Genomic DNA, 20,557 nt, shown 5'->3' with positions numbered 1-20,557 from the left:
GTGTCGGCGGACGCCGCTAGCCTCGTACGCATGGCCAACCCCAGCTCCCCCGAAGCCCCGCTCCCGGTCGGCAAGGTCTCCGCGCTGATCGGCGGCTGGATCGACCGGCTCGGCGCGGTGTGGGTCGAGGGGCAGATCACCCAGCTCAGCCGCCGCCCCGGCGCGGGCGTGGTGTTCCTGACCCTGCGCGACCCGCAGGCCGACGTCTCCCTCACGGTGACCTGCTTCCGCTCGGTGTTCGAGCAGGTCGCGGACGTGGTGCAGGAGGGCTCGCGGGTCGTCGTGCACGCCAGGCCGGAGTGGTACGCGGCGCGCGGGCAGCTGTCGCTGCGGGCCTCGGAGATCCGCCCGGTGGGCCTGGGCGAACTGCTGGCCCGGCTGGAGCAGCTCAAGCGGCGGCTGGCCGGGGAGGGCCTGTTCGCGGCGGAGCGCAAGCGGCGGCTGCCGTTCCTGCCGCAGTGCGTCGGGCTGGTCACCGGGCGCGGCTCGGCGGCCGAGCGGGACGTGCTGGAGAACGCCCGGCGGCGCTGGCCGGCGGTGCGCTTCGAGGTGCGCAACGTCCCGGTGCAGGGGGTCAGCGCGGTGGAGCGGGTGAGCGCGGCGGTGCGGGAGCTGGACGAGCACCCCGAGGTGGACGTGATCATCGTGGCCCGGGGCGGCGGCAGCGTGGAGGACCTGCTGCCCTTCTCGGACGAGGGGCTGGTGCGGCTGGTCGCGGCCGCCCGTACGCCGGTGGTGAGCGCGATCGGGCACGAGCCGGACCAGCCCCTGCTGGACTTCGTCGCCGACCTGCGCGCCTCCACCCCGACCGATGCCGCCAAACGGGTGGTTCCGGACGTCGGCGAGGAGCTGGCCAAGGTCCGCCAGCTGCGCGACCGGGCCCGCCGGCACGTGCAGGCCCGGGTCGAACGCGAGCAGCACGGGCTGGACGGGCTGCGCAGCCGCCCGGCGCTGGCCGCCCCGCACCGGATGCTGGACGGGCGCGGCCAGGAGGTGGACGGCCTGGTGGAGCGGGCCCGGCGCACCCTGCGGCACCGGCTGGACCACGCCCAGAGCGACCTCGGGCACACCCTGGCCCGGGTGGTCGCGCTCTCCCCGGCGGCCACCCTGGAACGCGGCTACGCGGTGCTCCAGCGGGCCGACGGCACGGTGGTGACGGACCCGGCGCGGCTCGCGGCCGGGGAGGGGCTGCACGCCCGGGTCGCGGGCGGCGGCTTCGACGTCACCGTGGCGCCCGGGGCGGCGGAGCCCCCGGCGGGCCCTCGGGCGGAGCCTCAGTAGGAGCGCTGCCGGGACAGCGCCGTCGAGTACTCGGCGAAGCCCAGGCTGCGGTAGAGCGACTCGCCGCCGCTGCTGGCGTGCAGGTCGATCCGGCCGACCCGGCGGCCGTCGAACCAGTCCAGCAACGCCTCGGTGCAGGCCCGGGCGTAGCCGCGCAGCCGCCGGTCGGGGTCGGTGCAGATGTTGAAGACGGAGCCGAACAGGCCGTCCGGGTTGCCGGGCGAGGGCAGGCGGTGCTCCAGGGTGCCGACGGCGCAGGCGGCGAGCCGGCCGGGGCGCTCCGGGTCGTCGACCACGAAGGCGGACATGGTCGACCGCTCGGCCGGGGCGGCCAGCCGCTCGCGCAGCATCCGCTCGGCGGCGGCCTGCCAGGGGGCGGGGCCGGCCGAGGCGGCCATGCCGGGCATCGCCTGCAGCATCAGGTTGCGCAGCCGGACCAGCTCGGGCGCGTCGGCGGGGGCGGCGGGGCGGACTTCGATCATGCGGCGGAGGCTAGCGCCGCCGGTCGCGCGGCCGCACCCGGGTTTCGACCGGTGGAACCCGCCCCTGTCGGCGCCAGCCCCTACGCTGGCACGCATGGCAGAGCAGCAGGAGCAGCAGGACGCGGCGGCGCCGACCCCGGACGACGCGCTGGGCTACGAGCACGCCCGGGACGCGCTGCTGGACGTGGTCCGGCAGCTGGAGAACGGCGGCACCTCCCTTGAGGAGTCGCTGGCCCTGTGGGAGCGTGGCGAGCAGCTGGCGAAGGTCTGCCAGCGCTGGCTGGACGGCGCCCGGGCCCGACTGGACGCCGCGCTGGCCGCCGAGGAGGGCGCGGGCCCGGGCGGGGAGTGACCGAGCCCCGCGCACGAGCCCAGGCGCACGGCCCGGGCGCACGAGCCCAGGCGCAGAGCCCGGGCGCAGTGCGGCCCGCCCTGTGAGGCAGCTCACAAGGGCTTGGGGAATCGTTGAATCTTCACCTATGTTGGAGGAACTGATCGGCTCCGCCGGTCACACCGACGAACCCCCCTCCCGCATGAGGTGCAGAAGCATGACCACCGACGCCCTGGTACTCGACGCCGCCGCTCAGGACCTGCTGTTCCGCGAGGCCCGCACCGCGAACACCTTCACCGACGAGCCGGTCACCGAGGAGCAGGTCCAGGCCATCTACGACCTGGTCAAGTTCGGCCCGACCGCCTTCAACCAGCAGCCGCTGCGCGTCGTCCTGGTCCGCTCCGCCGAGGGTCGCGAGCGCCTCGTCCAGCACCTGGCGGACGGCAACAAGGCCAAGACCTCCACCGCCCCGCTGGTCGCCATCCTGGCCGCGGACAACGAGTTCCACGAGGAGCTGCCGACCCAGTTCCCGCACTTCCCGCAGGCCAAGGACGTGTTCTTCTCCGAGCGCGCCACCCGTGAGCGCTCCGCCGCGCTGAACGGCGCCCTGCAGGCCGCGTACTTCATCATCGGCGTGCGCGCCGCCGGCCTGGCCGCCGGCCCGATGACCGGCTTCGACGCCGAGGGCCTCAACAAGGAGTTCTTCGGCGACGGCGAGCACTCGGTGCTGGCCGTGGTCAACATCGGCAAGCCGGGCGACGAGGCCTGGTTCCCGCGCTCCCCGCGCCTGGAGTACGACCAGGTCGTCACCACGGTCTGATCGCACCCCCCGCGACGGCGAAGGGCCCGCACCGGTTCGTACCGGTGCGGGCCCTTCCGCGTGTCCGAGGGGGCGCCGGGGGCCTGCGCGCCCGGGCGGGGCCCGGCGCTACTTGAGCGCCTGGGCCAGCTCGGCCATCTCCTCGTAGGAGGCGGTGCCGGTGATCATGGTGGTGGCCGAACCGGTCTGGACGGCCAGCGCGCGGGCCTTGTCGCCCTGCACCCGGTCCCAGGTGCGCCCGGCGGCGTCCGCGGTGCCGTCCGGCTGGGCGCCCGCGACCTTGTCGGCGAGCAGCTTCTCGCGCGGGACGTCGGCCTGCTCGACCGCCGCGTACTGGCCGGAGGGCGTCACGAAGCCCAGGTGCCAGGCGTTGCCCTTGCCGTTGTTGATGGCGGCCGGCGTGTAGCTGACCGAGGTGGCCCGCCACTTGTCGGACAGCCCCTCCGGGGACAGCAGCGGGTACGGCGCGGCGCGCTTCGCCGAGGCCGCCTCGACCTTGTAGGCGACCACGTGCACCGGATCGCCGTTCGCGTCGTGCGGGAGGAACAGGTAACCGATCCAGACGACGAAACCGACCGCCAGCATCGACAGGACCATGTCCCGTACGGTCTGCCGACCCCTCATGCCCTTGCTCTCTGCAGCCACCCACCCATGGTGACTCATCCACACAACGGCCCGGCCACCCGGGGTGTGCACGTACGGGTGAACCGGGACGAACCGGGGCCTTCCGCCCGGGGTGGCGACCCGCGCCACAGACAGTCATCTCGTGGGCAGATACGATCGCACTACCCTCACCACGGCGTTCGACCTGGCAGTAGTCGGGCGCTCACTGGCCGTCGCGTACAGAGAGGTAACGACGATGACCACGCAGTACCCGCACCACCTTCCCAGTGCCCTGGAGGTCGCGCCCGAGGCTCCGGACCGGAACCTCGCGCTCGAACTCGTCCGGGTCACCGAGGCGGCCGCGATGGCCGCCGGCCGGTGGGTCGGCCGTGGCGACAAGAACGGGGCCGACGGCGCCGCCGTGAAGGCCATGCGCACCCTCGTCTCGACCGTCTCGATGAACGGCGTCGTCGTCATCGGCGAGGGCGAGAAGGACGAAGCCCCGATGCTCTACAACGGCGAGCGGGTCGGCGACGGCACCGGCGCCGAGTGCGACGTCGCGGTCGACCCGGTGGACGGCACCACGCTGACCGCCAAGGGCATGGCCAACGCCGTCGCCGTGCTGGCCGTCGCCGACCGCGGCACCATGTTCGACCCCAGCGCCGTGTTCTACATGGACAAGCTGGTCTGCGGCCCCGAGGCCGCCGACTACGTCGACATCACCGCCCCGGCGGCCGTCAACATCCGCCGGGTCGCCAAGGCCAAGGGCAGCGCCGTCGAGGACGTCACCGTGATGGTGCTCGACCGTCCGCGCCACGACGGCCTGGTCCGGGAGATCCGCGAGGCGGGCGCCCGGATCAAGTTCATCACCGACGGCGACGTGGCCGGCGCCATCATGACCGCCCGCGAGGGCACCGGCGTGGACCTGCTGCTGGGCGTCGGCGGCACCCCCGAGGGCATCATCGCGGCCTGCGCGATGAAGTGCATGGGCGGCGTCATCCAGGGCCGGCTCTGGCCCAAGGACGCGGCCGAGCGGCAGAAGGCCCTCGACGCCGGGCACGACCTGGACCGGGTGCTCACCACCAACGACCTGGTCAGCGGCGAGAACGTGTTCTTCGTCGCCACCGGCATCACCGACGGCGAGCTGCTGCGCGGCGTGCACTACCGCTCGGAGACCGCCACCACCAGCTCGCTGGTGATGCGCTCCAAGAGCGGCACCATCCGCGAGATCAACTCGGTCCACAAGCTGTCGAAGCTGCGGGCCTACAGCGCGATCGACTTCGACCGGGCCAACTGACCCGGCCCGGAAGCGGTTGTCCGAACGCGCGGCCCCGGCGGGATCCCCCCTCCGCCGGGGCCGCGCGGCGTACCGGTCCCGCTCGTCGCCGCGGCGGTCGCGCGGCGACCGCGGCCGCGGGTCTTCGGCCCGCCGTCAACCCGCTATCCGGCGCCCGGCCGTGGCCACCCGGGCCGCCTCGCGCAGCTCCGCGTCCCGGCGGCGGCGCCGGGCCAGCACCACCCGCCGCTCGGCGGCCGTCAGCCCGCCCCAGACCCCGTACGGCTCCGGCTGGGCCAGCGCGTGCTCGCGACACTCCAGCAGCACCGGGCAGCGGGCGCACACCTGCTTGGCCTGCTCCTCCCGCGACAGCCGGGCCGCCGTCGGCTCCTTCGAGGGCGCGAAGAACAGCCCCACCTCGTCCCGCCGACAGGCCGCACCGGTGTGCCACGGATTGTCCTCACCCGCGGCCTGACCCGCCGTACCGCTCGGGGGCTGCGGCTGCGGGGGGACGGCCGGACGGCGCTCCAGCAACTGGGCGGCGGCGACTGGCGAGGTGGTGCGGGACTCGATCGGATGCAGCACGGCCGTACTCCTGACGAGGCTCTCGGACACGGGGAACCTCGCTCCCCTGCCCGGCTGCGAGCCCCCGCTGTCCAACGCCCGGGGCGGCCGCTGGGCCGCCTCCGGTGCACAGCCGTACAAGAAGCGATGTGCGGAAGGAACTACCCCGTCCGGCCGCGATTCATGCACACTGCACGCAATCGACTACGGAGTGCACCGGGCACAACGCCGAGTGCCCGACCGGGAGTTGATCCCCGACCGGGCACTCGGCAGGTCGATTCGGGCTATTCCGTCCCGAGTTGCTTGCGCACCCACTCCTTGATCTTCTTGCCCCGGCGCGGCTTGGCCTCGCAACCGCCGAACAGGGCAAGGCCCTTGACCCGCACGACCGGAGCGTACGGGTCCGCCGCGGTCTGCTCCCGGACGTCGAAACCGCCGAAGATGCCCACCCCGGAACCGAGCAGGGTCACGTTCTCCGGCACCCGGATGTCGACCCCGCCGAAGACCGCCGTCACCGTGATCTCCACCTCGGGGGACTCGAAGACGGCGTCGGTGAGGTCGATCTCCACCCCGCCGAACGCGGTGAAGGCCGTCAGGTGCGAGCCCACCCGCCAGCGGCCCTTGCGGGAGGCACCGCCGAAGATCGCCACCACCGACGGCGCCTCGTGCCGCGCCGGCGGCAGCGGCCTGGCGGGCGCGGGGGCCGGTGCCTCGGCGCCCAGCGGCGGCTTGTCGAAGGACACCGAACGGTGCGCGGGCAGGTCCCTGGTCAGCGGGACCAGGTCGCCGAAGGTCTTGGCGGCGTACGCGGCCCCGATCCGCTCGGCGTGCTCCTCCGCGTCCAGCCGCCCCTCGGCGTAGGCGTCCCGCAGCAGTTCCGCGATCCGCTCGCGGTCGGCGTCCGAGACCCGCATGTCCGCGTCCGCCACCGGGGCGTGCGACGTCCGCGGGGCGGCCGCCGGAGCGGGCACCGCTGCGGCCACCGGGGCGGGCACCGCGGCGGGCCGCGACTCGGGTTCGGGCTTGGTCAGGGGAACGGGCGCCGACACCGGCGGCTGCCCCGGAACGTCCTGCGACGGCGAGTTCTCCGGCGTGTTGTCCGGCGTGTTGTTCACGGGCCAAGCCTAGTCGCTCGCACTCCTGGCCGAGTGAGCCCCGTCACGCAAGGCTGACCTGTCCGCATGCGTCCCGCAGCCGGGTCCTACCCTGGATGGTGCTTCGCCGACGCAGCCGGACCACTGGACCCCTAAGGACCGCCCCGATGGCTCCCACGCCAGACTTCGAGTACAGCGACCTGCTCCCCCTGGGCGCTGACCCGACCCCGTACCGCAAGCTCACCTCCGAGGGTGTCTCCACCTTCGAGGCCGGCGGCCGCACCTTCCTCCAGGTCGAGCCCGAGGCGCTGCGCCTGCTCACCGCCGAGGCGATGCACGACATCTCGCACTACCTGCGCCCCGCCCACCTCGCCCAGCTGCGCCGCATCCTGGACGACCCGGAGGCCAGCCCGAACGACCGCTTCGTCGCGCTCGACCTGCTCAAGAACGTCAACATCTCGGCCGGCGGCATCCTGCCGATGTGCCAGGACACCGGCACCGCCATCGTCATGGGCAAGCGCGGCCAGAACGTGCTCACCCCCGGCGCCGACGAGTCCGCCATCGCGCGCGGCGTGTACGACGCGTACACCAAGCTCAACCTGCGCTACTCCCAGATGGCCCCGGTGACCATGTGGGACGAGAAGAACACCGGCAACAACCTGCCGGCCCAGATCGAGCTGTACGCCACCGACGGCGACGCGTACAAGTTCCTCTTCATGGCCAAGGGCGGCGGCTCGGCCAACAAGTCGTACCTGTACCAGGAGACCAAGGCCATCCTCAACGAGGCCAGCATGCTCTCGTTCCTGGAGCAGAAGATCCGCTCCCTCGGCACCGCCGCCTGCCCGCCGTACCACCTGGCCATCGTGATCGGCGGCACCAGCGCCGAGTTCGCGCTCAAGACCGCCAAGTACGCCTCGGCGCACTACCTGGACAACCTGCCGACCGAGGGCAACGCCAGGACCGGGCACGGCTTCCGCGACCTGGAGCTGGAGGCCAAGGTCACCGAGCTGACCCAGAAGATCGGCATCGGCGCCCAGTTCGGCGGCAAGTACTTCTGCCACGACGTCCGCGTGGTCCGCCTCCCCCGCCACGGCGCCTCGCTGCCCGTCGCGATGGCCGTCTCCTGCTCCGCCGACCGCCAGGCGCTCGGCAAGATCACCGCCGAGGGCGTCTTCCTGGAGCAGCTGGAGACCGACCCGGCGAAGTACCTGCCGGACACCACCGACGAGCACCTCGACGACGACGTGGTGCGCATCGACCTCGACCAGCCGATGCCCGCGATCCGCGCCGAGCTGTCGAAGTACCCGGTCAAGACCCGGCTCTCGCTCACCGGCACGCTCGTCGTCGCCCGCGACATCGCCCACGCCAAGATCAAGGAGCGCCTGGACGCCGGCGAGGGCATGCCCAAGTACCTCCAGGACCACCCGGTCTACTACGCCGGCCCGGCCAAGACCCCCGAGGGCTACGCCTCCGGCTCCTTCGGCCCCACCACGGCCGGCCGGATGGACTCCTACGTCGACCAGTTCCAGGCCGCCGGCGGCTCCATGGTCATGCTCGCCAAGGGCAACCGCAGCAAGCAGGTCACCGACGCCTGCACCGCCCACGGCGGCTTCTACCTCGGCTCCATCGGCGGCCCGGCCGCCCGCCTCGCCCAGGACTGCATCAAGAAGGTCGAGGTGCTGGAGTACGCCGAGCTCGGCATGGAGGCCGTCTGGCGCATCGAGGTCGAGGACTTCCCGGCCTTCATCGTCGTCGACGACAAGGGCAACGACTTCTTCCGCGAGACCACCGAGGGCCCGCTGATCACCAACCTGCGGATCCGCTCCAAGGAGTAGCCCCCGGCGGAACACCCCCGCACACCCCCGAACCGCCCCGGCCGCCCTCGCGCCCGGGGCGGCGGCGTTCCGGCGGGGCTCAGGCGTCGAAGTCGTACTCCAGGACGTAGGAGGCGGCGTCGAGGATCATCTCGTTGAGTTCGACGACCTGGCCCTCGTCGGCGAAGGCGGTGCGGCAGATCAGGATCACCGGGGTGCCGGCGGAGAGTTCGAGGCGGGTGGCCTCCTCGGCGGCGGGCATCCGGGAGCGGACCTCCTCGCGGAAGTGCACGGGCTTGGCGCCGATCTCGGCCAGCCGGGCGTAGGTGCCGCCGGGGCCGGTGTCCTCGCGGGTGATCGCGGTGCCGGCGACCAGGACGGCCGGCAGGTAGGAGGTGGAGAGCAGCACCGGCTTTCCGTCCAGGACGAAGCGGCGGTGCCGCACGCACATCGGGACGCCCGGCTCCACCCCGAGCACCCGGGCCACGTGCTCGGGCGCGCCCTGCTCGGTGACCGAGACCTGGTCGACCACCAGGCTGCGGTTGTCGATGTCCGCGGACCATATCGACCGGCCGGAGCCCCACTGCCCCTGCGCCAGCCGCTGGATGCCGCGCCGGCGCAGCGGCCGGAAGTCCCGGACGAACACCCCGGACCCCTTGCGGGCCTCCGCGATGCCCTCGCTCTGCAGCACGCCGAGCGCCTGACGGGCCGTCATCCGGGCCACGCCGTACTCGTCCATCAGGTCGTTCTCGCCGGGCAGCCGGTCCCCCGCGCCGTAGCGGCCGCCGTCGATGGCAGCCTTGAGGGAGTCGGCGATCCGCTGGTACTTGGGCTGTTTGTCGCCACTGCTGCCGGTCATCGCGCTCCCTCTCCCTCGGACAATCCTAGGCGCGCCCGCGGCCGCCGGTAAGGAGATACGACCGTTGACATCTCTAGAGATATTAGCTTCTCTAGAGATGCTGGCCAGTCGCGACAGAGCGAAGGAGCGGTGAGGTGAGCACCCGACAGCGCAACGCCAAGGCCTACCGGCCACAGGTGGGTGACCTCGTCCTCGACCGGAGGACCGGACGCACCGGTATCTACATGGGAACCATCGGCGGCGAGCACTACCTGCGCCCCGAGCACGGCGGCCGCGAATGGACGGCCGAACCGAACCACGTCTCACCCGCCCCCGAGCCCCGCGATTCGGCTGAATGCGATCAGCCCCGGTAATTGCGGCAAAATCCACGCAAACCACGGCATTCGGACCCGGGTAATCCCCCCGGTGAATCCGGAATTCCGGAACGCCCGGGGCCCGCCGCCGGGCACGTTACGGATAACGGCGGTCACCATGCGTGCACCGAGGGCGGGAATCGGCCACCCGATGGACCCGCACACGAATTGGCACGCACAGAACCAGAAGTGCCCCCGCGCCCGGACGGGGACGCGGGGGCACCGCCGGGCGGGGGCTGCTTACGGGTGCCCGCCGATGATGCTCTCCGGCTTGCGCGGGGTGTCCGGCCCGCCGGTGGTCGACGGCGCGGGCTCGCCCACGTACTGCCCCTCGTCGCCGAACGAGCCGTTCTCGAACGCGGCCTTGTCCGCGTCGGTCGGTGCGGTGTACCCGGTGGGGTTCGAGGACGCGGCGACCGCACCCTCGACAGCCTTGCCGGCCTCCACAGCGGCGGCCGGGGCGCCGGTCTGCGCCGCGTTCTCGGGCGTCACCGGCACCGTGGTCTCGCTCTGGTCGTTGGCCATTGGGCGGCCGCCTTTCGGTCATCAAATGTGTTCAGCCCGACCTCCGTGGCGCGGGCGCGCGGACAGTATCGTAGGGTTGATTAAATGTCCGATAAACACTGTGCGGCTTGCCGTGCCGCCCGGCAGAGTCGGGCGTCCGCCTAAGCTGAGCCACCACGGCGGACCGCCGAGCGCCCTTTCACAGAATCGACACGACAGGCCATCGGGGGACTTCATGGAGTTTCGGGAGACGCCGCAGGCACCTGCGCTGCGCTTCCAAGTCCTCGGTCCGGTCCAGGCCTGGCTCGACGGGAAACCCCTCTCTCTCGGATCCCCTCAACAACAAGCCGTTCTGACCACCCTCCTGCTGCACTCCGGACGCCCGGTCACCACCCAGGACCTGGTCGACGCGCTCTGGGGTGACCGCCCCCCGACCCAGGCCGTGGCAGCGCTGCGCACCTACGTCTCCCGGCTTCGCTCCGTCATCGAGCCCCGCCGGGAGGTGCGCCGCCCCGCCGAGTTGCTCGTCTCCGTCGCCGACGGCTACGCCCTGCGGATCCCGGGCGAGTCCCTCGACCTGTCGGTCTTCGAGAGGCTCTCCGCCGAGGCCGCGACCGCCCGTTCCTCGGGCGACAAGGCCGAGGCGCACCGGCTGCTGGCCCAGGCCCTGGACCTGTTCAGCGGCCGCCCGCTCACCGGTGTCCCGGGCCCGTACGCGGACGCCCAGCGACTGCGGCTGTCCGAACGTCAGGTCGCCGCCTCCGAGGACCTGTGCGCCGCCGCCCTCGACATCGGCCTGCACGCCGAGGTCGTCGGCGAGCTCAACAACCTGACCGCCGAGCATCCGCTCCGCGAGCGCCTGCGTGAGCTTCTGATGCTGGCGCTCTACCGCTGCGGACGGCAGGCGGAGGCTCTCGGTGTCTACACCGACACCCGCAAGCTGCTGATCGAGGAGCTCGGGGTCGAACCGGGTGTCGGCCTCTCCTCGATGCACAACCGCATCCTCGCGGCCGACCCCACGCTCGCCGTCCCCGCTGCCCCGGTCGCCGTGGTTCGCAAGGAAGGCCCGACAACTCCCCCGGCCCCGGCCCAACTCCCGGCGGACGTCTCGGATTTCAGCGGACGCTCAGAGCTGGTGGGGGACCTCTCGGCAGTCCTGATGAACGCCACCGGGCAGGCCGTGGTGGTGACTTCACTGGCCGGCATCGGTGGGGTCGGGAAGACCACTCTCGCGGTGCACGTCGCCCACCGCGTGCGCGCCGAGTTCCCGGACGGTCAGCTGTACGTCGACCTCCGTGGCGCAGGCGCCTCACCGGCCGATCCGGCCGTCGTCCTGGGCGACTTCCTCCACGCCCTCGGTGTCACCGAGAACCCCGACGCGCTCGAACAGCGGGCTGCCCTCTACCGCTCGCTGCTCGCCAACCGCCGCATGCTGATCCTGCTGGACAACGCCCGGGACGCCGAACAGATCCGGCCTCTCATCCCCGGGGTGTCCGGCTGCGCCGTACTCGCCACCAGCCGGTCCCGGCTGGCCGGCATCCACGGTGCCCAGCTGTTCGACGTCGAGGAGCTGACCCCTTCCGAAGCACTGACCCTCTTCTCGGCCATCGTCGGCGAGCAGCGGGTCGCCGCCGAGCCCGAGGCCGCCATGAAGGTGGTCACCGCCTGCGGGTTCCTCCCGCTGGCCGTCCGTATCGCCGCCGCCCGGCTGGCCAGTCGCCCCCGGTGGAGCGTCTCCGACCTGGCCACTCGGTTAGCCGACCAGCGGCGGCGGCTCGACGAACTCCAGCTCGGCAACCTCGCCGTGGAGACCACCATCGGGCTCGGCTACGGACAGCTGTCCGTGGACGAGGCCCGCGCCTTTCGGCTCCTCGCCCTGATCGACTCGCCTGACATCCCGCTCGCCGCCGCCGCGGCGCTGCTCGGCGTGGACGAGTACACCGCCGAGGACCTCGCCGAGGCCCTCGTCGAGGCGAACATGCTGGAGTGCTTCGCCCCCGGCCGCTACCGCTACCACGACCTGCTCCGGCTCTACGCCCAGCGCAAGAACGAGCGGATCGGGGACACCGCGGAGCAGGAGCGGGCGGTGCACCGGCTCCTGGAGCTGCTGATCCCGACCCTGCGCAACGCCGCCCAGACCATCGAACCGGACGACCCGCTGTCCGACCTGCTGACCGACCCCGCCTCACCCGGGCTCGCCCTGCCCACCAGCGCTTCCGCCCAGGACTGGGTCCGGACCGAGGGCGCGCTGCTCCTCAACGCCATGGCCGCGGCGGCGAACGGGCCGGTCGCCTCGCAGCACGCGGCGCTCGACCTGCTGATCCTGCTGTACGGCCTCGGCCCGGACCCGACCCACGGCCCCCAGGTACGACCGATCCTGGAGAACGTCGGCCGCGCGGCGGAGCAGCGCGGCGACCGCGCCGCGCTCGCCCGGGTCCACTTCGCTCTCGGCACCCTGCAGTCCGCGACCAGCGACTTCCAGGACGCCGAGCACTCGCTGCGCCGCAGCCTCGACCACCAGGCACCGGACGACCCGACCGTCCTGCAGCTGGCCGCGGCCAACATGCTGGGCGTGATCCTGAGCGTGGGCAACCGCCCGGCCGAGGCCCTGCCGTTCCTGGAGCAGGCCCGCGCCGCCAACCGGACGGTCGGCACCTCCATCGGCGCGGCGCGCATCGTCAGCAACATCGCCCGGGTCCAGCACCGGCTGGGCATGACCGAGACCGCGGTCCAGTCCGCCGGTGAGGGCGTCGCCGCCGCACGGACCTCGGACAACGGCCCGCTGCTCGCCCAGACGCTGTACCAGCTCGGTGTGGTGCTCCCGGGCAGCGAGGCCGTCCCGCACCTACGGGAGGCCCACCAGCTCTACCAGTCCCAGCGCAACCCGCTCTGGGAGGGCTACACGCTGGCCCGACTGGCCTCCGCCCTGCTCGTCGCCGAGGAGCACGCCGAGGCCGCCGACGCGGCGGGTCAGTCGCTCGCCATCGGGCAGGACATGGGTTCCGCCTACTGCCAGGGCCTGGCCAACGCCGCGCTCGGCGAGGCCCTGCTCGCCCTCGCCCAGCCGGCCCGCGGGCTCGCCTGTCTGCAGGAGGCGCACGCGATCTTCACGCGGCTCGGTGTGCCGGAGGCCTCCCCCGTGGCGGACCTCATCTCCCGACAGCACACCGAGCCCTTCTCTTCTCCCCCCGCGCCGTGAGGCCTCCGCTCCCCCGCGGAGCACCTCCCCCGATCCGCGCGTCGGCGCTCCCGCAGCCCCCCGGCTGCGGGAGCGCCCTCAACGCTTCCCCGGCGCTGGTCCCTACTGTGCACCTCGCCGATTGACGTTCGATAAACGTCCGATTGTCAGCCTGCGGATCGGTGAAACCGCAGGTCAGCGGCGTCCGCCCCGGCGCGCTGTGCGGCGTGCGGGGCCGGTCGCACCACCTGGCCCGCACCCCCGTGCTTCCGCGGACCCGTCCCACATCGGCCCAAGCATGACGAGTTGGCCGGAAAGGGACCCCATGGCGCAGTGATCACGCATATTCTCAGATGCCAGTACGCACACGAGTGTCTGCCGGCAACGTGTCGGGGTGCAGGCCGTCTGTGTGATGCGGGGAGCGTGACGTACCGCCACCGGCAGCGGCCCAGGAGGCTGCGGAGGAGCCGACCGGAGGCCACGGGTGGAAGGGTGCCTCTCAACGTGACGACCGGACAGATATCCGACGCGTTCCCGGTCGGCGAGGACGCCGGCGACGACGGGCCGGGCGGCCCGGACGGCCCCGACGTGCGGCGACGCCGGGCGGCCCGGGCCCTGCAGGCGGTCGCCTTCGACACCATCGGTGCCGGGTACGGCGAGGCCTTCCCCGCCAAGGACGGCCAGCTGGAGTGCGGGCGGCGGCTGCTCGCGGAGCTGGAACCCGGCGCCCGGGTGCTGGACGTGGGCTGCGGCACCGGCGAGCCGACCGTGGGCCAGCTGACCGCCGGCGGGCTGCGGGTGACCGGGATAGACCTCTCGGACGTGATGCTGACGCTGGCCCGCCGGGCTCGGATCGAGGGAGCGCACCCGGCCGAGTTCCACCGCATCGACCTGTACGATCTGGCCACCGAGCGCGCCGACCGGGTGTGGGGCGTGCCCGCGCTGGGGTCGGCGGGCCGCGGCACCTTCGCCGCCGTCACCGCGTTCTTCTCACTGATCCTGCTGCCGCAGGACGAGATCCCGACCGTGCTCGGCCGGCTGCGCGAACTCCTGCGGCCGGGCGGACTGCTGGTGCTCGGTATGGTCGAGGCGGACCTGGATCACGTTCCGCTTCCGTTCCTTGGCAGAGAGCTGCGGATCAGTGGGTATCTGAGGGAGGATCTGGAGCGGGTTCTGGTCGCGGCCGGTTTCGCCGTCGAGGAGTGCTCGGGGCATCCGTACGCGCCGGCCAGTACCACGCTGCCGCCGGAGGAACAGCTGTTCCTGTGCTGTCGACGCGTCGGCTGACCGACCAGAGGACCAGAACAGCTCACCGTCCAGACCTCCCGACCACACCGAATCCAGGACAGGCAGCCGTGCGCGACCAGCTCAAGACCGAGGCGGAGCAGCCGCCCGCCGTCCCGGGTCAGCGCGTCCGGATCCCGGCCCGGCCGGACGAACCGGTCAGGGCCGTGGCCCCGGCGAAGCCTCCGACGGCGCGGCCGGACCGCACCGGGGCGGCGGACGGGCTGGCGGACCGCCTCGCCTACCTCGACGCGGCGACCCGGCGGATCAACAGCGCCCTCGACCTGGCCGCGACCCTGCGCAACATCGGCCGGGTGCTGGTCCCGACCCTCGCCGACGCCGCCGTCGTCCACCTGCGCGACCCGCTGCCCAACGTGGAGCGCGAGCCCGGCTTCCCCGAGGAGCTGCGGATCCACCACAGCACCGGCACCCGGATCGGCCGCCGCGGCCGCAAGAGCGGCGCGGACGACCGGCACCGCTCGCGCTTCGGCTCCCGCTCGACCGCGGACACCGGCCCGGCCACCCCGGTCACCCGGGGCGGCGCGCTGGCGCACATCCTGCTGAGCCGCCGCCCCGCCGAGTCGGCCGTCCTGGGCACGCCCGCCGCCGAGCGCACCGAGGCGCTGCTGCGCGAGGTGTACGGCCCCCGCGGGCTGGCCCGGCTGGCGGCCGGCACCTCGGTGGTGGCCCTTCCGCTGCGCGGCCGCAAGGCCGTCCTCGGTCTGCTGGTGCTGATCCGCCGGCCCCCTGAACGCACCGGCCGGCCGGCCTTCGACGCGGCGGACACCGCGACCGCCGCGCACCTGGCGACCCAGGCGGGGCTGGCGGTGGACACCGCGCTGCGGTACGCCCGCGAGTGGGAGATAGCCAACGAACTCCAGCGCAGCATGCTGCCGTTGCGGCTGCCGCAGTCTCACGGCGTCCGGCTCGCCCAGCGCTACCTGCCCGGCGAGCGCGGCGCCCAGGTCGGCGGCGACTGGTACGACGCGGTGCCGCTGCCCGGCAACCGGGTCGCCCTGATCGTCGGCGACGTGATGGGCCACTCGCTCACCTCGGCCGCCATCATGGGCCAACTCCGCACCAGCGCCCAGACCTTGGCCGCCCTCGACCTGCCGCCGCACGAGGTGCTCTACCACCTGGACGAACAGGCCCAGCGGCTCGGCCGCGAACAGCACCTGGCCACCTGCGTGTACGCGGTGTACGACCCGATCGCCAACCGGGTCGTGCTGGCCAACGCCGGGCACGTCCCGCCGGTACTGGTCCGCCCGGACGGCACGGCCGAGTTGGTGGAGCTGGACTCCGGGGCGCCGATCGGGGTCGGCGGGGTGGACTTCAACTCGGTCGAGCTGCCCGCGCCGCCCGGATCGGCGCTGCTGCTGTTCACCGACGGCCTGGTGGAGACCCGCACCCGCCCGCTCAGCGACGGCCTGGAGGTGCTCCGCGCGCGGATCGCGGCCGCCCGCTGGCAGTCCCCCGAGCAGCTGTGCCAGGAGGCGCTGCGGATCCTGCCGCCCGGGGACCGCGGCGACGACATCGCCCTGCTGGGCGCCTGCTTCGACGGCATCCCGGCCGGGGACGTCGCCCACTGGTACCTGCAGCCGCGCAACGAGACGCCGGGCCGGGCCCGCCGGCTGGCCGCGCACACGCTGCGCCGCTGGGGGCTGGACGAACTGAGCGAGGCGACCGAGCTGATGGTCAGCGAGCTGGTGACCAACGCCGTCCAGCACGCGACCCGCCCGGTCACCCTGAGCCTGGTGCGCACCACCCGGCTGCGCTGCGAGGTCGGCGACGACAGCCCGCTGCTGCCGCGGCCGCGCCGTACCGGTCCGGAGGACGAACGCGGGCGCGGGCTCCAGATAGTGGCCCGGTGCGCGGACCGCTGGGGCGCCACCCGGCTGGGCACCGGCAAGGTGGTCTGGTTCGAGCAGCGGCTGCCCGCCGCGACGTGACGGTGCCGCCGCGACGTGACGATGACCGGCGGGACGTGACGGTGCCCGGCGGGACGTCGGATCCCGCCGGGCACCGCCGGGCCGTCAGACCCCCGCGGGCTCCTTCGCCGACCGGCGCTCCCGCTCCAGCCGGGCGATCAGCTGCTCGCCCTCCATGTCGACCTTCGGCACGACCTTCTCCAGTCGCTTCGGGAACCACCAGGCCGCCTTGCCGAACAGCGCCATCGCCGCCGGCACCAGGGCCATCCGCACCACGAAGGCGTCCACCAGCACGCCCACCGCGAGGGCGAAGCCGATCGGCTGGACGATCGGGTCGTGCCCGAACACGAAGGCCCCGAACACCGAGACCATGATCAGCGCGGCCGCCGTCACCACCCGGGCGCCGCCCTTCACGCCGCCGACGACCGCCTCGCGCGGCGCCTTGCCGTGGACGTACTGCTCCTTCATCCCGGAGACCAGGAACAGCTCGTAGTCCATCGCCAGCCCGAACAGCACGCCGATCAGCAGGATCGGCACGAAGCTGACCACCGGGCCGACCTTGGGCACGTCGATCAGGCCGTCCAGCCAGCCCCACTGGTAGACCGCGACCACCGCGCCGAGCGAGGCCAGGATGCTGAGCAGGAAGCCCAGCACCGCCTTGAGCGGCACCAGCACCGAGCGGAAGGCCAGCGCCAGCAGCACCAGGGCGATGCCGACGATCACCGCGACGAACGGCGGCAGGGCCTGGCCGAGCTTGGTGGAGACGTCGATGTTGGCGGCGGTGGTGCCGGTGACGGCGATGCTCGCGCCGGTCGCGGCCCGGATGCCGTCGCGCTGGTCGCGGATCTCGTTGACCAGTGCCCGGGTGTCCTGGTGGTCCGGGCCGGTCCTCGGGATCACCGGCACCAGGGCGGTGCCGCTGCCCGTATCGACCTTCGGGGGCAGCAGGGTCTGCACGCCCTTCAAGCCCTGGAGCCGGCCCGCCACCTCCTGGACGGCCTGCTCGGGGCGCGGTGCGCCGTGGGCATCGACGACCACCACCAGCGGCGCGTTGAAGCCCGGGCCGAAGCCGTCGCCGACCAGGTCGTACGCCTTGCGGGCGTCCGTTCCGACGGCCTGTGAGCCGCCGCCCGGCAGGCCGAGGTCCAGGCTCGCGGCGGGCACCGCCATGGCGCCCAGTCCGGCCAGGCCGACCAGCAGCACGGGCAGCGGGCGGCGGACCACGAAGCGGGCCCAGCGCTCGCCGAGGGTGACCGTGCCGTGGGTGGTGAGCGCCCGCTTCCAGACCGGCAGCCGGTCGATCGCGCGGCCGGTGAAGCCGAGCACCGCGGGCAGCAGGGTGATCGCGACCAGGACGGCCACCACGACGGCGCCGGAGGCGGCCAGGCCCATCACCGTCAGGAACGGGACGCCGGCCACGGCCAGTCCGGCGAGCGCCACGACCACGGTCAGCCCGGCGAAGACGACGGCGCTGCCGGCGGTCGCGGTGGCCCGGGCCGCGGACTCCTCGGGCTCCAGGCCCTCGGCCAGGTGGCGGCGGTGGCGGAACAGGATGAAGAGGGCGTAGTCGATGCCGACCGCGAGGCCGACCATCAGGGCCAGCACCGGCGCGGTGGTGATGATCTCGAACGAGCCGGTCAGCGCCAGCAGCCCGGCCATCGCGACGGCGACGCCGACCAGCGCGGTCAGCAGCGGCAGCCCGGCCGCGACCAGGGTGCCGAGGGTGATCACCAGCACCAGCCCGGCCACCACCAGGCCGACCGCCTCGGAGCCGCCCTCGATCTGGGCGAACCTGTTGTACGCGTCGCCGCCGAAGGCCACCTCCAGCCCGGCCGCGCGGGCGGGCTCGGCGGCGGCCCGGACGGCGTCCCGCTGCTGGTCGGTGACCTCGGCGAGCTTGTGGTCGAAGGAGACCAGCGCGATCGCGACCCTGCCGTCCGGGGAGACCGCGCCGGTGGCGTACGGGTCGGGCACCGCGGCCACGCCGGGGACGTGGGCGATCCGGGTGACGGCCTCGCCGACCGCCCTGCCCGCCTCGGGCGAGGCCATGCCGCCGGGCGCCGGGGCGGCGAAGACCACCTGGGCGGAGCCGTGGCCCTGCTCGGGGAAGGTGTCCTTGATCCGGTCCAGGGTGGCCTGGGCCTCGGTGCCGGGGACCTTGAACTCGTCGCTGGTGCTGCCCGCGAGGGCGCCCGCGGCCCCGCCCACGGCGATCAGCAGCGCGACCCAGACGGCCAGCACGGCGCGCCTTCTCCGGAAGCAGTAACGGCCCAGTCGGTACAGGTACGTGGCCAAGGTCTGACCCCTCGCGGTGCGGTCGGCGGACGGACGGGCGCCCGGCGGGTGCCCGGGCGACCCTTCCCACGGTAGACCCAAGTTTGTCGGGTGACAAAGTTGACCGACCCAATCGACCGACACGGTTGTCCGACACAGTTGCCCGCCCATGGCGCTACCCTGGCTGGATGGCTCATGTCCCCGCCTCCGAACGCCGACCGCAGCTGGTCCGGGCCGCGATCGACCTGATGACCCGGGAAGGGGTCTCCGCCGGCAGCACCCGCGCGATCGCGGCGGAGCTGGGCGTGGCACAGGCGACGGTGCACTACACCTTCGGCACCAAGAAGGACCTCTACCGGGCCGTCGTCGAGGAGGTCGCCGCCCAGTTCATCGACCAGGTGCGCGCCGCCTCACCCGGTGACGGACCGTTCGGCGACCAGGTCCGCACCCTGGTCCACGCCCTCTGGGAGGCCGCCACCGGCGAGGACGGGCGCTGCGTCCTGCTCAGCGAGTTCGAGACGCTGGCGATGCGCGACCCGGACGTCCGGGAGATCATGCTCGGTCTCCAGCACGCCATGGAGTGCACCGCCACCGAGATGCTCGCCGCCCTCGCCGCCGCCCACGGGCTGACCCTGGCGCTGCCCGCCGACCGGATCGCCGCCCACTTCCTCACCGGCTTCGACGGCCTGACGGCCCGCCACCTGATCCGGAGCCTGCCCGGCGAGCCGCCCGCCCCGGAGACCCTGGAGGCGCTGGACCTGCTGGTGACGACCACGGTCGGCCTCTGCCTCGGCGCACCGGCGGTGCGCTGACGCCTCAGGGCGCACCGGCGGCGCACTGACGCCTCAGGGCGCGTCGACGATCCGGACCGGCAGCTCGGCCAGCACCTCGCGCAGCGCCGCGCCGAAGCGCTCGTACTCGGCGCTGCGGGCCGACCCCGGCCGGGTGGCCAGTCCGATCCGGCGGCCGGGCGCCGGGGCGGCGAACCGTACGGCGGCCAGCCGGTCGGTGCGACCGGCCTCGACGTCCAGCGCGGTGGCCGGCAGCAGCGTCACCCCGAGCCCCCCGGCGACGAGTTGGACCAGGGTGGACAGGCCGGCCGCGCGGGTGGTGGAGCCGGCCGGGTCGGCACCGACCTCACGGCAGATGTCGAGGGCCTGGTCGCGCAGGCAGTGGCCCTCCTCCAGCAGCAGCACGTCCAGGTCGAGCAGCACGTCGCGCGGCACGTCGACCCGCCCGGCGAGCGGATGCCCGGGCGGGGTGACCAGGACGAAGTCCTCGTCGAACAGCGGGATCTCCCGGGTCGGCGAGGAGCCGCCGGCCGGGAGCGCGAGCAGCAGGACGTCCAGCCGCCCGGCGGCCAGGCCCTCCAGCAGCGAGGGGGTGCGCTCCTCGTGGACGTGCAGTTCCAGCTCCGGGAAGCGGTCGCGGACCAGCCGCAGCACGGTGGGCAGCAGGTACGGGGCGACGGTCGGGATCACCCCGAGGTGCAGCGGTCCGGTGAACGGACGGCGGGCGGCGTCGACCTCCTCGGTGAGGGCCTGCAAGGAGGCGAGCACCCGGCGCGCGTGCCCGTGCACACGCTCCCCCAGGGGAGTGACGATCACCTTGCGCGTCGTACGCTCGACCAGCTGCGCGCCCAGCGACTCCTCCAGCGCCGCGACCGCCCCGGACAGGGCCGGCTGGCTGGTCCCGGTGGCGGCGGCGGCCTCCCGGAAGTGCCGGTGCTCCGCCACCGCGACGAAGGCCTTGAGCTGGGCGACCGTCGGCGTGCGCGGGCTGCGGACTGTGGCGCTCCCCACAGCCGCCTCGGGTTTGGCGGCGGCGGCCCTGCGGCGGGCGGGCCGGGAGGGGGGTGGTTCAGTACTGATAACAATCTCCGATCAGACACATCAAGTGTAGCTATTTCTCT

Annotated in this window: 18 protein-coding genes; 10 read left to right on the top strand and 8 right to left on the bottom strand. The window is 73.4% G+C overall.

Features of this window, described 5'->3' with window-relative positions; genetic code table 11:
- Window positions 1–30 precede the first annotated feature (30 nt).
- Window positions 31–1,281, top strand: a complete 1,251-nt coding sequence (gene xseA, locus ACFC1T_RS07190; protein ID WP_375884662.1) for an exodeoxyribonuclease VII large subunit — start codon at window positions 31–33, stop codon at window positions 1,279–1,281.
- Here the strand turns inward: xseA and ACFC1T_RS07185 are convergent.
- Window positions 1,275–1,763 carry a GNAT family N-acetyltransferase gene (locus ACFC1T_RS07185; RefSeq protein ID WP_375884659.1) on the bottom strand — a complete coding sequence of 163 codons (489 nt, stop codon included), beginning with the start codon at window positions 1,761–1,763 and terminating at the stop codon, window positions 1,275–1,277. The two genes, xseA and ACFC1T_RS07185, sit on opposite strands and share 7 nt — an antisense overlap.
- A 94-nt stretch (window positions 1,764–1,857) precedes the next feature.
- Between ACFC1T_RS07185 and ACFC1T_RS07180 the strand changes: the two genes are divergently transcribed.
- On the top strand, window positions 1,858–2,115 hold the full coding sequence (locus ACFC1T_RS07180; RefSeq protein ID WP_375884656.1) for an exodeoxyribonuclease VII small subunit: 258 nt from the start codon (window positions 1,858–1,860) through the stop codon (window positions 2,113–2,115).
- A 196-nt stretch (window positions 2,116–2,311) separates the two neighbouring features.
- Window positions 2,312–2,914: a malonic semialdehyde reductase gene (locus ACFC1T_RS07175; RefSeq protein WP_375884653.1), complete on the top strand. Its 603-nt coding sequence runs from the start codon at window positions 2,312–2,314 to the stop codon at window positions 2,912–2,914.
- A 108-nt stretch (window positions 2,915–3,022) separates the two neighbouring features.
- On the opposite strand, the gene ACFC1T_RS07170 is transcribed toward ACFC1T_RS07175, so the two are convergent.
- Window positions 3,023–3,559 (bottom strand): DUF4245 domain-containing protein, encoded by a 537-nt coding sequence (locus ACFC1T_RS07170; protein WP_375884650.1) that lies wholly within the window; start codon window positions 3,557–3,559, stop codon window positions 3,023–3,025.
- A gap of 214 nt (window positions 3,560–3,773) precedes the next feature.
- Here ACFC1T_RS07170 and glpX point away from each other — a divergent pair, with 214 nt between their 5' ends.
- Entirely contained in the window at window positions 3,774–4,814 is a 1,041-nt protein-coding gene (gene glpX / locus ACFC1T_RS07165; protein WP_375884648.1) for a class II fructose-bisphosphatase, read from the top strand.
- 135 nt (window positions 4,815–4,949) lie between these two features.
- On the opposite strand, the gene ACFC1T_RS07160 is transcribed toward glpX, so the two are convergent.
- Window positions 4,950–5,327 carry a WhiB family transcriptional regulator gene (locus ACFC1T_RS07160; protein WP_375884878.1) on the bottom strand — a complete coding sequence of 126 codons (378 nt, stop codon included), beginning with the start codon at window positions 5,325–5,327 and terminating at the stop codon, window positions 4,950–4,952.
- A 314-nt stretch (window positions 5,328–5,641) separates the two neighbouring features.
- A complete protein-coding gene (locus tag ACFC1T_RS07155) occupies window positions 5,642–6,472 on the bottom strand; it encodes a DUF1707 domain-containing protein (protein WP_375884646.1) in 831 nt (276 codons plus the stop codon).
- A 146-nt stretch (window positions 6,473–6,618) separates the two neighbouring features.
- Between ACFC1T_RS07155 and ACFC1T_RS07150 the strand changes: the two genes are divergently transcribed.
- Complete coding sequence (locus ACFC1T_RS07150; protein ID WP_375884643.1) at window positions 6,619–8,286, top strand: fumarate hydratase; 1,668 nt, start codon at window positions 6,619–6,621, stop codon at window positions 8,284–8,286.
- 79 nt (window positions 8,287–8,365) lie between these two features.
- Here ACFC1T_RS07150 and ACFC1T_RS07145 read toward each other — a convergent pair whose 3' ends face one another.
- The gene (locus tag ACFC1T_RS07145; RefSeq protein WP_375884641.1) at window positions 8,366–9,124 is read right to left on the bottom strand and encodes a GntR family transcriptional regulator; all 759 of its coding nucleotides are present in this window, start codon (window positions 9,122–9,124) and stop codon (window positions 8,366–8,368) included.
- Window positions 9,125–9,258: 134 nt separating this feature from the next.
- Here ACFC1T_RS07145 and ACFC1T_RS07140 point away from each other — a divergent pair, with 134 nt between their 5' ends.
- On the top strand, window positions 9,259–9,477 hold the full coding sequence (locus ACFC1T_RS07140; protein WP_375884638.1) for a hypothetical protein: 219 nt from the start codon (window positions 9,259–9,261) through the stop codon (window positions 9,475–9,477).
- 240 nt (window positions 9,478–9,717) lie between these two features.
- On the opposite strand, the gene ACFC1T_RS07135 is transcribed toward ACFC1T_RS07140, so the two are convergent.
- Window positions 9,718–10,002 carry a hypothetical protein gene (locus tag ACFC1T_RS07135; RefSeq protein WP_375884636.1) on the bottom strand — a complete coding sequence of 95 codons (285 nt, stop codon included), beginning with the start codon at window positions 10,000–10,002 and terminating at the stop codon, window positions 9,718–9,720.
- 214 nt (window positions 10,003–10,216) lie between these two features.
- On the opposite strand from ACFC1T_RS07135, the gene ACFC1T_RS07130 reads away from it, so the two are divergent.
- The 3 genes from ACFC1T_RS07130 (at window position 10,217) to ACFC1T_RS07120 (ending at window position 16,392) form a co-directional block, all read left to right on the top strand.
- Window positions 10,217–13,180, top strand: coding sequence for a BTAD domain-containing putative transcriptional regulator (locus ACFC1T_RS07130; protein ID WP_375884634.1), 2,964 nt, complete (start codon window positions 10,217–10,219; stop codon window positions 13,178–13,180).
- A gap of 567 nt (window positions 13,181–13,747) precedes the next feature.
- Window positions 13,748–14,446, top strand: a complete 699-nt coding sequence (locus ACFC1T_RS07125; protein WP_375884876.1) for a class I SAM-dependent methyltransferase — start codon at window positions 13,748–13,750, stop codon at window positions 14,444–14,446.
- A 68-nt stretch (window positions 14,447–14,514) separates the two neighbouring features.
- Window positions 14,515–16,392 carry a SpoIIE family protein phosphatase gene (locus tag ACFC1T_RS07120; protein ID WP_375884632.1) on the top strand — a complete coding sequence of 626 codons (1,878 nt, stop codon included), beginning with the start codon at window positions 14,515–14,517 and terminating at the stop codon, window positions 16,390–16,392.
- Window positions 16,393–16,476: 84 nt separating this feature from the next.
- On the opposite strand, the gene ACFC1T_RS07115 is transcribed toward ACFC1T_RS07120, so the two are convergent.
- On the bottom strand, window positions 16,477–18,612 hold the full coding sequence (locus ACFC1T_RS07115) for an MMPL family transporter (protein ID WP_375884630.1): 2,136 nt from the start codon (window positions 18,610–18,612) through the stop codon (window positions 16,477–16,479).
- A gap of 221 nt (window positions 18,613–18,833) precedes the next feature.
- Here ACFC1T_RS07115 and ACFC1T_RS07110 point away from each other — a divergent pair, with 221 nt between their 5' ends.
- The gene (locus ACFC1T_RS07110; protein ID WP_375884626.1) at window positions 18,834–19,457 is read left to right on the top strand and encodes a TetR/AcrR family transcriptional regulator; all 624 of its coding nucleotides are present in this window, start codon (window positions 18,834–18,836) and stop codon (window positions 19,455–19,457) included.
- Between the two features lie 33 nt (window positions 19,458–19,490).
- On the opposite strand, the gene ACFC1T_RS07105 is transcribed toward ACFC1T_RS07110, so the two are convergent.
- Window positions 19,491–20,447, bottom strand: coding sequence for a LysR substrate-binding domain-containing protein (locus tag ACFC1T_RS07105; RefSeq protein ID WP_375884623.1), 957 nt, complete (start codon window positions 20,445–20,447; stop codon window positions 19,491–19,493).
- Window positions 20,448–20,557: the final 110 nt, after the last annotated feature.

The organism is Kitasatospora sp. NPDC056076 (assembly GCF_042266305.1).
Taxonomy (GTDB): Bacteria; Actinomycetota; Actinomycetes; order Streptomycetales; family Streptomycetaceae; genus Kitasatospora.
This window is presented reverse-complemented; position numbering and strand designations above follow the sequence as displayed.